This is a genomic window from Nocardiopsis sp. NPDC057823, assembly GCF_042797335.1.
Classification (GTDB): Bacteria; Actinomycetota; Actinomycetes; order Streptosporangiales; family Streptosporangiaceae; genus Nocardiopsis; species Nocardiopsis changdeensis.
Genome location: NZ_JBHVLR010000018.1, coordinates 1 through 14,167, shown reverse-complemented (window position 1 = coordinate 14,167; position 14,167 = coordinate 1). Strand labels below are relative to the sequence as shown.

General features: G+C 75.4%; 13 protein-coding genes. 7 read left to right on the top strand and 6 right to left on the bottom strand.

Features of this window, described 5'->3' with window-relative positions; all coding sequences use genetic code 11:
• Window positions 1-3: 3 nt before the first annotated feature.
• Window positions 4-1,257 (bottom strand): cytochrome P450, encoded by a 1,254-nt coding sequence (locus ACFVNO_RS24250; RefSeq protein WP_355264427.1) that lies wholly within the window; start codon window positions 1,255-1,257, stop codon window positions 4-6.
• Between the two features lie 283 nt (window positions 1,258-1,540).
• On the opposite strand from ACFVNO_RS24250, the gene ACFVNO_RS24245 reads away from it, so the two are divergent.
• Complete coding sequence (locus ACFVNO_RS24245) at window positions 1,541-3,406, top strand: serine/threonine-protein kinase (RefSeq protein WP_355264430.1); 1,866 nt, start codon at window positions 1,541-1,543, stop codon at window positions 3,404-3,406.
• Window positions 3,407-3,413: 7 nt separating this feature from the next.
• Here the strand turns inward: ACFVNO_RS24245 and ACFVNO_RS24240 are convergent, their stop codons facing one another.
• Window positions 3,414-4,622, bottom strand: a complete 1,209-nt coding sequence (locus ACFVNO_RS24240; RefSeq protein ID WP_378895911.1) for an FAD-dependent oxidoreductase — start codon at window positions 4,620-4,622, stop codon at window positions 3,414-3,416.
• 124 nt (window positions 4,623-4,746) lie between these two features.
• Between ACFVNO_RS24240 and ACFVNO_RS24235 the strand changes: the two genes are divergently transcribed.
• Entirely contained in the window at window positions 4,747-5,232 is a 486-nt protein-coding gene (locus tag ACFVNO_RS24235; protein WP_378895909.1) for a MarR family winged helix-turn-helix transcriptional regulator, read from the top strand.
• Between the two features lie 15 nt (window positions 5,233-5,247).
• On the opposite strand, the gene ACFVNO_RS24230 is transcribed toward ACFVNO_RS24235, so the two are convergent.
• The 4 genes from ACFVNO_RS24230 to ACFVNO_RS24215 form a co-directional block, all read right to left on the bottom strand.
• Window positions 5,248-6,174: a sucrase ferredoxin gene (locus ACFVNO_RS24230; protein WP_355264439.1), complete on the bottom strand. Its 927-nt coding sequence runs from the start codon at window positions 6,172-6,174 to the stop codon at window positions 5,248-5,250.
• Window positions 6,175-6,257: 83 nt separating this feature from the next.
• Window positions 6,258-6,956, bottom strand: coding sequence for a GntR family transcriptional regulator (locus ACFVNO_RS24225; protein WP_378895907.1), 699 nt, complete (start codon window positions 6,954-6,956; stop codon window positions 6,258-6,260).
• A gap of 215 nt (window positions 6,957-7,171) precedes the next feature.
• Window positions 7,172-7,963: an SDR family oxidoreductase gene (locus ACFVNO_RS24220; protein WP_355264445.1), complete on the bottom strand. Its 792-nt coding sequence runs from the start codon at window positions 7,961-7,963 to the stop codon at window positions 7,172-7,174.
• A 51-nt stretch (window positions 7,964-8,014) separates the two neighbouring features.
• Entirely contained in the window at window positions 8,015-8,953 is a 939-nt protein-coding gene (locus ACFVNO_RS24215; protein ID WP_355264448.1) for a LysR family transcriptional regulator, read from the bottom strand.
• Window positions 8,954-9,023: 70 nt separating this feature from the next.
• On the opposite strand from ACFVNO_RS24215, the gene ACFVNO_RS24210 reads away from it, so the two are divergent.
• The 5 genes from ACFVNO_RS24210 to ACFVNO_RS24190 all read left to right on the top strand — a co-directional run bounded on the left by ACFVNO_RS24210 (window position 9,024) and on the right by ACFVNO_RS24190 (window position 14,080).
• Window positions 9,024-10,313, top strand: a complete 1,290-nt coding sequence (locus ACFVNO_RS24210; protein ID WP_378895904.1) for an MFS transporter — start codon at window positions 9,024-9,026, stop codon at window positions 10,311-10,313.
• Between the two features lie 33 nt (window positions 10,314-10,346).
• On the top strand, window positions 10,347-11,297 hold the full coding sequence (locus ACFVNO_RS24205) for a ring-cleaving dioxygenase (RefSeq protein WP_355264454.1): 951 nt from the start codon (window positions 10,347-10,349) through the stop codon (window positions 11,295-11,297).
• Complete coding sequence (locus ACFVNO_RS24200) at window positions 11,294-11,929, top strand: alpha/beta hydrolase (protein ID WP_355264457.1); 636 nt, start codon at window positions 11,294-11,296, stop codon at window positions 11,927-11,929. Before ACFVNO_RS24205 ends, ACFVNO_RS24200 begins: the two co-directional genes overlap by 4 nt.
• 358 nt (window positions 11,930-12,287) lie before the next feature.
• Window positions 12,288-13,055 carry a TSUP family transporter gene (locus ACFVNO_RS24195; protein WP_355264460.1) on the top strand — a complete coding sequence of 256 codons (768 nt, stop codon included), beginning with the start codon at window positions 12,288-12,290 and terminating at the stop codon, window positions 13,053-13,055.
• A gap of 104 nt (window positions 13,056-13,159) precedes the next feature.
• Window positions 13,160-14,080 carry an SPFH domain-containing protein gene (locus ACFVNO_RS24190; RefSeq protein ID WP_378895901.1) on the top strand — a complete coding sequence of 307 codons (921 nt, stop codon included), beginning with the start codon at window positions 13,160-13,162 and terminating at the stop codon, window positions 14,078-14,080.
• Window positions 14,081-14,167: the final 87 nt, after the last annotated feature.

Below are 14,167 nucleotides of genomic sequence, written 5' to 3'. Positions count from 1 at the left end.
CCCTCACCCCTCTCCCGTGGTGACGGGGAAGGCGGCCAGGCCGCGCAGGGTCGTGGTGGGCCGGTGGACGGGCCGGCCGGCGGGGCGCAGGTGCGGTGCCCTGGTGGCCAGGGCGTGCAGGGCGATGCGCCCTTCCAGCCGTGCCAGCGGCGCCCCCAGGCAGTAGTGGATGCCGCCGGAGAAGGCGAGGTGGTCGGATGCGTCGGTACGGGTGATGTCGAACCGGTCGGGGTCGGTGAAGCGGTCGGGATCGCGGCCCGCGGCCCCGATGGAGCACAGGATGTAGCTCCCCCGGCGCAGCTCGTGTCCCATTATGGACGTGTCCCGGTTCACCCAGCGGGACGTCATCTGCACCGGCGGGTCGTAGCGCAGGACCTCCTCGACGGCGTTCCCGGCCAGGCCGGGGTCGGCGGTGAGCCGGTCCCACTGGTCGCGGTGGCGCAGCAGGGCGGCCGTGCCGTTGCCGATGAGGTTGACGGTGGTCTCGAACCCGGCGACGAGCAGCAGCCGGCACATCGCGGCCATCTCCCGGGGGGTGATCTCCCCGGCGTCGGTGGCGGCGGTCAGGGAGGAGACGACGTCCTCGCGCGGGTCGGCCCGGCGCAGCCGCATCAGGTGGTCGAACAGGGTGTCCAGGCGGTCCGAGGCGTCCTGGATGCGGCGCAGGTGGCGGGCGGAGCGGGGCCCGTCCAGGGACGACCCGATGGCCGCGCCGATCTCCACGAACGCGGCGTGGTCGTCGTCGGGCACGCCCAGCAGCCGGGTGATGACCGCGATGGGCAGCGGCTGGGCGAAGTCGGCCATGAGGTCGAAGCTCCCCTTGGCCAGGGCCCGGTCCAGCAGGTCGTGGGTGATCTTCTCGATCTCGACGGCGTACCGCTCCATCATGCGCGGCGTGAACGCGGGCCGGGCCAGGGCCCGCAGCCGGGTGTGCTCGGGCGGGTTGCGGGTGAGGAAGGAGAGGTCGATCAGGTCCACGCCGGTCGGTTCGGCCATGGGGCCCTCCGGGCGCACGCCCAGGGAGCGGTCGCGCAGGATGCCCTGGACGAGGGCGTGGGAGGTGGCGGTGCGGAACCCGAACCGGCTGCGGACGAGGGCCCCCTGGGCCCGCAGGCGCCGGTGGGTGGGGTAGGGGTTCGCGCGCCAGGGGTGGTGCATCAGGCGGGAGGCGTGGTCCCCCCGCTGGGCGGCGGCCCAGGTCATCGCCTGGAACATGCGCAGGCGGGCGTCGGTCCGCAGGGAGTTCAGGACCTGCATGGGCGCTCCTCTCGACGCTACGACCCTAGGCGGGCCGGGTGCGGGGGCGCTGCGGCCCGGGGCGAGTTGGCCGATGCAGGCCAGGGGGGAACTCCCGGGGGCGGTGGGGCGTTGTCGGCGCACCGCGGGGGGAGAGGACCGCAGGTGCGGTGCGGCGCGTCCGACGGTGCGGGGCGCCGCGGGTCCGCGGGGCCCGCCGGGTTGGCTACGATCGCTGGGGTCTGGTGCACGTGTGGTGTACGAGGCGCGACCAGACTCGGCGAATGCGGAAGGACTGAGGACGTTGGGTCCCCTTGAGAGCACCGATCCCGATCGCATCGGCCGGTACCGGTTGATCGCACGCCTGGGGGCGGGCGGTATGGGCCAGGTGTTCTTGGGCCGGTCCGCGGGCGGGCGGGCCGTGGCGATCAAGCGGATCCACCCGCACATGGCGACCGACGCCGCGTTCCGGGAGCGGTTCGCCCGTGAGGTGAACGCGGCCCGCCAGGTGAGCGGCGCGTTCACGGCGCCGGTGATCGACGCGGGCCCCGAGGACGAGGTGCCGTGGCTGGTCACCTCCTACGTCCCCTCCCTGCCGCTGGACGACGCGGTGGCGGCCCACGGCCCGCTGCCCGAGCCGACGGTGCGGGTGCTGGCGGCCGGCCTGGCCGAGGCGCTGGCGGAGATCCACCGGGTCGGGCTGATCCACCGGGACCTCAAGCCCGGCAACGTGCTGCTGGCCGAGGACGGGCCGCGGGTGATCGACTTCGGGATCGCACGGGCCACGGACGGGACGGCGGCGACGCAGTCGATCATCGGCACGCCGGGGTTCATGAGCCCTGAGCAGGTGCAGGGGGAGACGCTGACCCCCGCCAGCGACCTGTTCGCCTACGGTGCGGTGCTGGCGTACGCGGCCGGGGGCACGGGCCCCTTCGGCGAGGGGGCGATGCCGACGATGGTCATGCGGATCATCAGCAGCGAGCCCGACCTGTCGCGGGTGCCGGAGTCGCTGCGGCACCTGGTGGCGGCCTGCCTGAGCAAGGACGTGCGGGGCCGCCCCACGCCGGGCGAGATCCTGGACTACCTGGGCGAGGTGCCCGCCGGGGCCGCGTGGCTGCCGCCCGCGGTGATGGCGGGCGTGCAGGAGCAGGTGGCGACCGTCAACCGGGCGCTGTCGTCGGCGGAGCCGACCGGCGCCCACGGCCGCGGCGAGGGCTCCGCGGACCCGACGCGGGTGTGGGGCGCGGCGGCCGCCGGGGGCGCCGCCGGCGCGGTGGCCGGCGGTGCCGCGGGGGCGGCGGCCGGGGCGTGGGGCGACGACGCGGCCACGCGGGTGACGCCTCCCGCGGCCCAGGACCAGGGGGCGACCTCGGTCCTGGGACAGGGCCAGGGGCAGGGGTATGCGCCCACGCAGCAGTACGGCGCGGGGCAGGCCCAGGGCTACGACGCGACGCAGCAGGCGCAGCCGTACGGTGCCGGGCAGGGGCACGACTCCACCCGGCGGATGCCCGCCCAGGACCAGGGGTACGGCCCGGGGGCGTCCGCTCCGAACGACCCCTACGCCGACCTGTACGGGGGGCGGCGCGGGGCGCCCGGGGCCGACGCCGAGGAGCTGCGCCGCCGGGAGTACGAGCGCCACCAGGAGCAGCTGCGCGCCCAGCAGGAGCGCCAGGAGCAGGAGCGCCGCCGCCAGGAGGAGTACGCGGCCCAGCAGCGGCGCCGCCACGAGGAGCAGGTGGAGCACCGGCGCCGCCAGGAGGCGGACCGGGCCCACCGCGAGCGGGTGCGCGCCGAGCAGGAGGCGGCGCGCCGGGCGCAGGCCGAGGCCCGCGAGGCGGGACGGCCGAGCCTGTGGAGCTTCGCCAAGCTGCTGCCGCTGCTGATCCTGCCGTTCATCCAGATCCCGCTGGGGTACGGTGCGGCGCTGGCGTGGGAGTGGTTCACCACCGAGACCAACGTGTGGAACGGCTCGGTCTTCGTGTTCGAGCCCCTGTCGATGGACGGGTTCTGGCACGCGACGATGCTGGGCTACTTCATCCTCAACAACCTGGTGTCGCTGGAGTTCCTGGTGCGATCGCTGCGGACCTCGTTCGTGACCGGCGCGGTGCTGGCGCTGGGCGTGATGGCGGCGACCAACGGGCTGCTGTACAGCTTCGGCTTCTGGGGCTGAGCGGCGTTCACCGGACGACCCCGGCGGGCCGGACCGGCCGGTCGGGGTCGATGCGGTGGGAGAACACCTCGCGGTGCGGGTCGGTGCGGGCGACGGCCCTGAACACCAGGGGCAGGGCGAGGTCGCGCAGGAACGCGCTGACGGCGTTCCCGGCGAGTTTGGGAGAGCCCTGGCGCCGCCCCAGGGCCACGACGCGTTCGACGCGGTCGCGGCGCAGGTGCTCGTAGGTGGCCAGGGCCCGTGCGGGGTCGTCGATGTCGCGCAGGCAGGAGGCCAGGACCAGGGCGTCCTCCAGGGCCTGGGAGGCGCCCTGCCCGCTGGAGGGGGCCATGGCGTGGGCGGCGTCGCCGAGCAGGCCGACGCGGCCCCTGCTCCAGCGGGGCAGCGAGGCGATGTCGTGGATGCCCGTCGGGGTGAACGCGGCGGGGTCGGCGTGGGCGAGGGCGGCGGCGATGTAGGGGGCGTCGCCGGAGAACCGGTCCAGGACGTACCGCTGCCAGCCGCCCGCGGGCGCGGGGGTGTCGGGCCCGACGTCCGGGTGGGGCAGGTTGACGAACCACAGGGCGGTCTCCTCCCCGGTCTGGTAGCCGAGGAAGGCGCGGCGGCCGAAGACCATGCGGGTGGTGCCCGCGGGGGTGGCGGGCAGCAGGTGCGCGGGCAGGGAGCCGCCCATGTTGAGCAGGCCGGTGTAGGCGGGGCCGGGTGCGGCGGGGTCCATGGTGCGGCGGACGGGGGAGTGGATGCCGTCGGCGCCGATGAGGACGTCGCCCCGGGCGGTGCCGCCGTCGGCGAAGGAGACGGTGACGTGGTCGCCGTGGTCGGTGTGGGAGACCAGCCGCCTGCCGTAGGCGACGGGGACCCCGGCCCGTGCGGCGGCCTCGGCCAGGACGGTCTGGAGGCGGCCGCGGGTGATGGTGCGGGTGCGCAGGTGGTCTCCGTGTTCGGCGGAGCCGTCGCGGAGGCGGCCCAGGACGCGGCCGCGGCCGTTGGTGAACTCGATGGTGTCGCTGGGGAAGGCGGAGTGGGCGATGACGTCCTCGCCCGCGCCCAGGACGTGCAGGACGGCGAGCCCGTTGGGGGCCAGGCCCAGGTGGGAGCCCAGGCCGGCGGCGGGGCCGGGGTGGGCCTCGAAGGTCCGGACGTCGATGCCGGCCCGGTGCAGGGCCAGCGCCAGTGCGGGGCCGCCGATGCCGCCGCCGCTGACGAGTACGCGCATGATGGTCTCCTGGAAGGGGCGATATTATTTCGTTCGGTCGAACGAAATATATTCGGAGGGGTCGCCGCGGTCAAGGGCGCGGTGCCCCGCGGGCGTGCGAGAAGACCGGCGGAACGGAGAAGGCATGGATCGGGACAGGGCGCTGCGCGAGGTCGAGGAGGCCGGGCGCGTGCTCTCGGCCGCGGCGGTGATGTTCCACACCGCGGTGGGCGAGCGCCTGGGCATCGGTCCCAGCGACTGGAAGATGATGGACCTGCTGGAGCGGCACGGCCCCTGCACCGCGGGCGAGCTGGTCCGCCACTCCGGGCTGGCCCCCGCCTCGGTCACCGGCGTCCTGGACCGGCTCCAGCGCCGCGGCATGATCACGCGCGGCCGGGACGAGAGCGACCGCCGCCGGGTCGTGGTCACCCTCACCGGCGTCCCGGCCGAGCGCGCCGCCGAGGTGTTCGGACCCCTCATGCGCGAGCTCGGCGAGGTCCACGCCGACTACGACGCCGACCAGCTCGCCCTCATCGCCGGGTACCTGACCCGGGCCGCGGCCGCCCAGACCCGCGCCACCGCCGAGGTCGCCGGGGGCGCGGAGCCGGCGGGGGAGACCTCGGGCGGATAGCGCCGCCCCGCGCGGTCAGGCGTGGGCGGGCAGGCCCTCGATCTCGGTGACGCGGTGGTGGACCGGGCGGCTGGGCTCGGCCGCCGAGCAGGTGGCGGGGCAGGCCGCGCCCTCCTCGCGGGCGACGGCGACCGTGTACAGGCCGCGGTCGTGGCCCAGGGTGACGCGGACGCCGCCGGGGGCCTCCTCCTCGCCCAGGTGGGTGATCTCGTCCGTGCCGACGGTGCCCAGGCGCATGCGCAGCGCCGCCTCGGCCGCCTGGACGGCGGAGGAGTCGCTGCACCGGCCGCGGAAGTTGTCGGGGACCAGCAGCCCCTTCTCCAGCGAGGTGACGGTGTGCACGGCCGAGACGGGGTCCAGGCGGCCGAAATAGGCGCCCTGGGGCAGGGCGACCAGGTTGGCGGCGAACCGGTCGCCGCCCACGTGGGTGGTCTCCCAGACCTCGGCGTCGGTGTCGGCCAGGGCGGCGGCCACCGGGCGGCCCAGGACGGCGCAGCAGGGGTCCTTCTTGGCGTGGGTGCAGACCAGGTACAGCGTGTGGTCGACGGGGGTGCCGAAGTCCGGCGGTGCGGGGCGTTCGGCGGCGGTGACGTCGATGTCCAGCAGCTCGGCCTGGTCGGTGAAGTCGACCCGCCGCACCCAGGGGGAGGTGCGGCTGACGTGGGCCAGGTAGGCGCGGCGCGGCCCGCCGGCGTCGCGCGCGGCGCCGGGGCGCTTGATGAGCTGGGGCCTGACGTCGTGGCCGGCGATCCGCGCGGCCAGGGCGGAGACGACGCCCCCGTCCAGCCCGGGGCTGGTGAAGGCGGGGTGGCGCCAGGGGCCGGGGTGCTCGATGAGCAGCCATCCGACGGTGCGTCCGGCCGTTCCGGCGATCTGCTCGCCGGTGTAGCGGGCCAGGGCCGAGCAGCCCCGGCTGCCGTCCGGGGCGGTGGGTAGGCGCACGGGTCGGTCCAATCGGGGGCGGGAACGGGCACACGGGAGCGCGGGGTGCCCGGGGCGTGCCCGGACACCTGTGCGCGCCGAGGTTAGGTTAGCCTACCCAAGCCGTCGTCGGTGCCGGAGGGGCCCGTGTCGAGCATGGCGATCAGCGCGTCGCGGGAGGCGGCCACATGCGCCTCGGCGCAGGCGGCCGCCGCGTCGGCCTCGCGGCGCCGGAGCAGGTCGACCAGGGCGCGGTGCTCCTCCACCGAGTCCCGGCGGTAGTGCGGGTGGCAGCGCCGGATGCGGGTGAGCTGGAACAGGTGGACCGGGGAGCGCAGGGCCTGCCAGGCGCCCGCCAGCCGGGTGTTGGCGGCGGTCTCGTAGAGGAGGTCGTGGAAGCCCAGGTCCAGGCGGAGCAGCTCGACGGCGTCGGTGTCGTCGGACAGCGCCCGGTCCAGGGCGTCGACCAGGCCGGACAGCTCGGCCAGGCGGGCGTCGGTGACACGGGCGGCGGCGCGGTGGGCGGCCAGGCGCTCCAGGGCGCCGCGCACGGTGTAGACCTCGTCGACGTCGGTCGGCGTGAGCTCGATGACGCGGGCGCCGCGGTGCCATTCGCTGACGACCAGGCCGTCGCGCTCCAGCAGGGCCAGCCCCTCACGGACGGAGCCGCGGCTGACGTCCAGGCGGGTGGCCAGGTCGACCTCGCGCAGCGGTGCGCCGGGGGGCACGGTGCCCTGGAGGATGGACTCGCGGATACGGTCGGCCGCCTCGTGGGCGAGCCCGCGCCGCCGGGCCCTGCGCATGCGCCTCCTCGGATGACGGGATGGTCGGGTGCTGGGAAAGTGTAGGGCGCACGCAGTAGAGAGTGAGAACCGTCCGGGTCTCGGTACGGTTGCGGGCGGTGGCGCCCCGCCCCCGTTTTGTTGACATTCGGACAAGTTACGGCCGACTATGGGGCGCGCGGCCGCCGCGGTCCGGATACCGTCCTGATCCGGAACGCGGCGGCCGCCCCGCGTGCTCAGGAGGGCGCGGAGATCCCGCCGTCGCTGTGCAGCAGCTGCCCGTTGACCCACCCGCCGCGCGGCGAGCACAGGAATTCGACCAGGTCGGCGGTGTCCTCGGGGGTGCCGGTGCGACCCAGCGGCGTGTACCCGGCCGTCTCCCGCTTCAGCTCCGGGGTCATCCACCCGGTGTCGACCGGCCCCGGGTTCACCGCGTTGGCGGACACGCCCAGGTGGGCCAGCTCCCGGGCGGCGGCGACGACGATCCGGTCCAGCGCCGCCTTGCTCGCGCCGTAGGGCAGGTTGCCGACGGTGTGGTCGCTGGTCAGCGCGACGATCCGGCCGGACCCGCGGGGCGCGGTGAAGGCGCGGGCGAAGGCACGCACCAGCAGCCAGGAGGCGCGGGCGTTGACCGCGAAGTGCCGGTCGAAGGACTCCACACCGGTGTCCAGCAGCGAGGTGTCCACCGATTCGCAGTGGCACAGGACCAGGGCGGCGGGCGCGCCCAGTTCGGCGCTCACCCGCTCCACGACGCGGTCGGGGACCTCGGGGTCGGCGAGGTCGGCCTCCAGCGCCAGGTGGGCGGCCCCGCGTTCGGCCAGGGCGGCGCCGATCCGCTCGGCGGCGCCGGGTTCGGCGCCCCAGGGCATGCGGGCGTCGTAGGGGGCCCAGTGGGTGAAGGCGACGTCCCAGCCGGCCCCGGCCAGGCGCAGGGCGACCGCCGCGCCGATGCCGCGGGTGCGGCCCACACCGGTGACCAGGGCCACGGGTCGTTCGGCGGTTCGTTCGGAAGAGCGCTCTCGTGTCATGGCGGCCAGCGTGGCGGCCGCCCCCGCCCCCCGGCAAGGGGTTTTCGCGGGTCAGCCGGTCAGGTCGGGGATCAGCCGCGGCCCGTGGCGGCGCACGTGGTCCAGGAACGTCGCCACGGCCGGGGGCGTGTAGCCGCCGCCGGAGCCCCCGGCCGGGTGCACCACCCCGATCGGCCGCACCGCGTCCGGGTCGGCCAGGGCCAGCTCCACCGTGCCCGGCAGGGGGCCGCGCGGGCGCGCGGGCAGCACCGACACCCCCAGCCCGGCGCCGACCAGTCCGCGGGCGGTGGCGATGTCGTCGGCCTCGAAGGCGACCTCGGGTGTCAGCGCCGCCCGGTCGGTGATCAGGTCCGTCAGGTGGCGCACCCCCCGGCCCGGCTTGAGGAGCACGAACTCCTCCGCGGCCACCTCGGCCAGGGCGATCTCGCGGTCGGCGGCCGCCAGCCGGTGGTGCTCGGGCACCACGAGGCGCAGCGCCTGGGTGTGCAGCACGGTCGAGGCCAGGCGCGGGTCGGCGGGCAGCGGCGAGGTCAGCGCCAGGTCGGCACCGCCCTCGGCCACGCGGCGCAGGGAGTCGGCCCAGGGCTCCTGGACCAGGGTGAAGCGCACGCCGGGGTGGGCGCGGCGGAAGTCGCGCAGCAGCGCGGGCACCACCTCCACGCCCAGGGTGGGCAGGAAGGTGAGGCCGACCCGGCCCTGTCCCGCGTCGGTGATCTCGCCCACCCCGCGGGCCAGGTCCGCCAGGGCGCGTTCCACGTGCGGCAGCAGCAGGCGGCCGGTGCGGGTCAGCCGCACCCCGCGCCCGGTGCGTTCGACCAGGGTGAGCCCGGTGTCCTCCTGGAGGCGGGCGATCGCCCTGCTCAGGGTGGGCTGGGGCATGCCCAGGGATTCGGCGGCGCGGGTGACGTGCTCGGTGCGGGCCAGGGCGGCCAGCATGTGCAGGCGGGGGGCCAGCAGCCGGGTGATGCGGTCGGCGTCCTCGGGTTCCATGCGTTCCAGTATGGATCAGCGCCTGTTCATGCATTGGACGTATGGGTCACCGGTTTCTAGCGTGGGTTCCATGGACTCCGCGCACTCCGACGACGACCGCCCCCGGGCGGGGACCTCCGCCTACCGGCGCACCGTGGTGGCGATGGTGGCCGTGGCGGTGGCGACCTTCGCGCAGCTGTGGTCGGTGCAGCCGGTGCTGCCGGAGCTGGCGGCGGACCTGGGGGAGTCGGCGGCGCGGGTGTCGCTGACGGTGTCGGCGGCCACCGGCGCGCTGGCGGGGTTCGCGCTGGTGTGGAGCGGGCTGGGGGACCGGTTCGGGCGCACCCGGGTGATCGCGGTGTCCCTGGCGGTGGCCACCCTGGTCGGCTGCGCGGCGCCCTTCGCCGGCGACCTGTGGCTGCTCGTGGCCCTGCGGGCGGTGCAGGGGGCGGCGCTGGGCGGGGTGCCCGCGGCGGCGGTGGCCCACCTGTCCGAGGTGCTGCACCCGGCCGACGCCGCCCGGGCGATCGGTGTGTACATCGCCGGGAACCCGCTGGGCGGGATGGGCGGGCGCCTGGTCTCGGGGTGGGCGGCCGCCGCCGGGGGCTGGCAGTGGGGGGTGGCGGCCTCCACCGCGGTGGGCGTCCTGGCCTGGCTGGTGTTCGTGTGCGCGCTGCCGCGCCGGACCCGCGGCGCGCCCCGGGCCGGGGCCGGCGGGGTCGGCGGCCGCTCCCGGTGGCGGGCGGCGCTGGCCACCCCGGGGATGGCGGCGCTGTACGCGCAGGCGCTGCTGCTCATGGGCGCGTTCATGACCGTCTACAACCTGCTGGGGTTCCGGCTGACGGGCGAGCCGTTCGGGCTCTCCCAGGCGGTGGCGTCGTCCCTGTTCGTCGCCTACACCGCGGGGATGGCCGGGTCGGCCTGGTCGGGGCGGGGCGCGGGCCGGTGGGGGCCCTACCGGGTGCTGGCGGTCTCGGTCGCGGTGATGGGCGCCGCGGCGGCGGTGCTGGCGGCGCCCTGGCTGCCGGTGGTCGCGGTGGGGCTGGTGGTGTTCACGTTCGTGTTCTTCTGCGCGCACGCCACCGCCTCGGCCTGGGCGGCCCGGCGGGCCGGCGAGGGGCGGGCGCAGGCGTCCTCGGTGTACACGCTGGCCTACTACATGGGGGCGAGCGTGCTGGGCTGGGCCGGCGGACTCTTCTACGACCGCTGGGGGTGGGGCGCGGCGCTGGTGTTCGCCGGGTTCCTGTGCGCGTCTGCGCTGGTCGCGGGGCTGGGGCTGCGGCCGGGGAAAGAGGTATTGCCCGGGGCCGGGGTGTCCTTGACCGGAACGGGGAGCGGTGCGGGGGAGCGTGGAGGGGGAAGGCCGCCCAAAGTGGTTTAAGATTCAACCACCTGGTCTCGAAAGAGGTGCCGAATGGACGTACGCCCCGCGGGGATCCACCACGTGACCGCCATCGCCACGGATCCGGCCGCCAACGCCGACTTCTACCGCAACGTTCTGGGCATGCGCCTGGTCAAGCGCACCGTCAACTTCGACGACCCCACCACCTACCACCTCTACTACGGGGACCGGGCGGGCAACCCCGGCACCGTCATGACGTTCTTCCCCTGGCCCGGGGCCCCGCGCGGGCGCCAGGGCGCCGGGCAGGCCACCGTCACCACCTTCTCCGTCCCGGAGGGGTCGCTGGGCTGGTGGGCCGGACACCTCAAGGCCCTGGACGTCGACTTCACCCGGCCCGCCGAGCGCGGCGCCGAGGACGTGCTGTCCCTGCGCGACCCCGACGGCCTGGTCATCGAACTGGCCGCCGCCCCCGACCACCACGACACCGACCCCTGGGACGGGGGCGGCATCCCCACCGAGCACGCCGTGCGCGGCATCCGCGCGGTCACCCTCACCGAGAACCGGGTCGAGGACACCGCCGCGATGCTCACCGACCGGCTGGGCTTCCGGCTGGAGGGCGAGACCGCCGACCGGGTGCGCTTCCGCACCGCCGCGGCGGGCGAGGCGGTGGGCACCATCGTCGACGTGCTCGCGCGGCCGTCCGCCGAACGCGGGCACGTGGCCGCCGGCACCGTCCACCACGTCGCCTACCGCGCACCCGACGGCCCCGTCCAGGCCTCCTGGCGCGAGGACCTCCTCGCCCAGGGCGTGGGCGTGACCGAGGTCCGCGACCGCAACTACTTCACCTCCATCTACTTCCGCGAACCCGGCGGGGTGCTGCTGGAGATCGCCACCGACGGACCCGGCTTCGACTACGACGAGCCCCTGCTCGAACTGGGCCGCTCCCTGCGGCTGCCGCCGTGGCTGGAGCCGGACCGCGAGGCCATCGCCGCGGCCCTGCCTCCCCTGGACACCGACCGGTGAGCGCGGTCGCCGACTTCGTCCACGTCGTCGAACCCGCCCGCCGCCCCCAGGCGCCCACCCTGCTGCTGCTCCACGGCACCGGCGCCGACGAGCACGACCTGCTCCCGCTGGGCCGGACCCTGGCCCCGGGCGCGGCCCTGCTCTCCCCGCGCGGCAGGGTGGACGAGAACGGGATGAACCGCTGGTTCCGGCGGCTGCGCGAGGGCGTCTTCGACGTCGGGGACGTCATCGCCCGCGCCGCCGAGCTGGCCGCCTGGGTGCCCGCCGCCCTGGACCACCACGGCCTGGGCTCCCCGGTGGTGGCCGTCGGCTTCTCCAACGGCGCCAACATCGCCGCCGCCCTGATGCTCCTGCACCCGGACGTGCTGGACGGCGCGGTGCTGCTGGGCGCCGGCTACCCGCTGCAGGGCCGCGACCCCGACCGGGTCGACCTGGCGGGGAGGGCGGCGTTCCTGGGCGCGGGGGCGGCCGACCCGATCAGCACCCCCGACCAGGCCCGGCTGCTGGCCGACCACCTCGCCGCCCTGGGCGCGCGGGTGGAGCTGCTGGAGCACCCCGGCGGGCACAGCGTGCCCCCGCGGGTGGTGGAGGGCGCCCGCGCCTGGTTCGAGGACCGCTACGGGCCGCACTAGGGCGTGTTCGGTGGATGCTTTCGAGCGTTTCGGCGCTCGCGCCGAATGCCGGGAGCGGCCGCGAGGCGATCTCTCGCAAGACGACCAGCGCGGGTCAGCCCGATTCGGCTGTCCGAGCGCAGGCGGCGCGGCGAGAGGAAGCCTCGCGGCCGCGACCCGGAATGATCCGCCGAACACGCCCTGGACCACGGCGGCGCCCCCGGACCCGGGCGTCGCCGTCAGGCGGGGTGCGGTGCGTCCCCGGACGCCCGCACCCCGCTAGAATTCGTCGCGGACACCCCCTTTCTCCCCCTTCATCCCGCACATCCCCGCTCGAAAAGAACCCATGATCATCCCTGTGCTGCGGGGGCGGTGACCCGTGGACCCCGAGATCCTCGGCCTGCTCCTCCTGGTCGGCGTCGCCGCCGGCTGGGTCGACGCCGTCGTCGGCGGCGGCGGCCTGCTGCTCCTGCCCGCCCTGCTGGTCGCCGCGCCCACCACCCCGCTGGCCACCCTGCTGGGCACCAACAAGCTCGGCGCGATCTTCGGCACCGCCTCGGCCGCCGTCGCCTACGCCCGCAAGGTGCCCGTGGACCGCGCCGTCGTGCTGCCCACCGCGACCTTGGCCCTGCTGGGCGCGGGCGGCGGGGCGGCCCTGGCCGCCGCCCTGACCACCGACGTCCTCAAGCCCGTCATCATGGTCGTCCTGGCCGGGGTGGCGCTGCTGGTGTACCTGCGGCCCGCCATGGGCGCCGCCGAGGTCCCGGGCCTGCGCACCCGCAACCGGCTGCTGGCCGCCATCGCCCTGGCCGGGCTGGGGGTGGGCTTCTACGACGGGCTCATCGGGCCGGGCACCGGCGTGTTCCTCATCATCTCCCTGACCGCCGTGCTGGGCATGGACTTCGTGTCCGCCTCCGCCGCCGCCAAGATCGTCAACGTCTGCACCAACCTCGGCGCCCTCACCGTGTTCGCGATCGGCGGCCACGTCGACTGGCTGCTGGGCCTGGGGCTGGCGGTGTCCACCGTCATCGGCGCCCAGATCGGCGCGCGCATGGCGCTGCAGCGCGGCTCGGGGTTCGTCCGCGCGGTCCTGCTGGTGGTCATCGCCGGCCTGCTCCTGCGCATGGGCTGGGACATCTTCGCGTGAGGCCCCGATCCCGGTGGCCTGTGCAGGTCACCGGGATCCGCGGGCGCTCCGCGACCGTCCGAGAGGTGAGGACGGATTCCCCCTCTGAGACGAATGGTGCGCCCATGTCCCCTCGCACGACCAGCCGCACGCAGCCCCGCCGCACCCGCGGGTGGAGGACCGGCACCCTCACGGCCCTCACCGCGGCCGCGGCCGCCCTCGCCCTGACCGCCTGCTCGGCCAACGCCGGACCCGACCGCGCGGGCCTGGAGTACGACGCGGGCGCCTTCTCCTCCACCACCTTCGACAGCTGCATCGACCCCGGCAACCGCGAGTACCACGGCCCGGGCGACGAGACCTACCTCTACCCCGCGGGGCAGCGCACCTTCGAGTTCTCCGGCTCCGACGCCGCCGAGATGGCCTCCTCCACGGTGGTGTCCAAGGACGACCTCGAACTCACCGTCACCGGGCTGGTGACCTTCAGCCTCAACATCGAGTGCGACCAGCTCCAGGAGTTCCACGAGCGGCTGGGCCTGAAGTACACCGCCTACGAGGACGCCGGCTGGATCGACCTGCTGCGCGACTACATCGGCCAGCCCCTCAACCGGGCCCTGGACGACGCCACCAAGGAGTACGCCTGGCGCGACCTGTACACCAGCGCCGACGCCAAAGCCGAGTGGGAGCAGAAGGTCGGCGACCTGACCGCGGCCTACATCGACGAGCAGGGCGGCGGCGAGTTCTTCTGCTCGCCCGTCTACACCGGCGAGGAGGAGTGCGGCACCCCGCAGCTGACCATCCAGCAGCCCACCCCGCCCGAGGAGGTCCGCAACGCGCTGACCCTGGCCCAGGAGGCGGTGGAGATGACCACCGCCCAGGAGCAGGAGAACGAGCGGGTGGACAAGGAGCTGGAGGCGATCGAGGCGCTGGTGGAGGTGCTCGGCCCCGACGGCTACATCCTCTACCAGGCCCTCAAGGACGGGAAGGTCGACTTCCTGCCCATCCCCTACGGCAGCGGCGTCAACGTCGCCCCGCGCGGCGGCAACTGAGCCCCGCGGTCCGGTCGGGGCGCCCGCCCCGACCCGCCCGCGGGGGGGCCCCCCGGGGCCCCGAGGGGAAAGAACCCGGGAGATATA

Excerpts from the sequence above, each read along its gene's own strand:
- ACFVNO_RS24215 (WP_355264448.1), bottom strand. The coding sequence starts at position 8,953 with ATGGAACCCGAGGACGCCGACCGCATCACCCGGCTGCTGGCCCCCCGC.
- ACFVNO_RS24250 (WP_355264427.1), bottom strand. The coding sequence starts at position 1,257 with ATGCAGGTCCTGAACTCCCTGCGGACCGACGCCCGCCTGCGCATGTTC.
- ACFVNO_RS24190 (WP_378895901.1), top strand. The coding sequence starts at position 13,160 with ATGTCCCCTCGCACGACCAGCCGCACGCAGCCCCGCCGCACCCGCGGG.
- ACFVNO_RS24205 (WP_355264454.1), top strand. The coding sequence starts at position 10,347 with ATGGACGTACGCCCCGCGGGGATCCACCACGTGACCGCCATCGCCACG.
- ACFVNO_RS24235 (WP_378895909.1), top strand. The coding sequence starts at position 4,747 with ATGGATCGGGACAGGGCGCTGCGCGAGGTCGAGGAGGCCGGGCGCGTG.
- ACFVNO_RS24225 (WP_378895907.1), bottom strand. The coding sequence starts at position 6,956 with ATGCGCAGGGCCCGGCGGCGCGGGCTCGCCCACGAGGCGGCCGACCGT.
- ACFVNO_RS24220 (WP_355264445.1), bottom strand. The coding sequence starts at position 7,963 with ATGACACGAGAGCGCTCTTCCGAACGAACCGCCGAACGACCCGTGGCC.
- ACFVNO_RS24240 (WP_378895911.1), bottom strand. The coding sequence starts at position 4,622 with ATGCGCGTACTCGTCAGCGGCGGCGGCATCGGCGGCCCCGCACTGGCG.
- ACFVNO_RS24210 (WP_378895904.1), top strand. The coding sequence starts at position 9,024 with ATGGACTCCGCGCACTCCGACGACGACCGCCCCCGGGCGGGGACCTCC.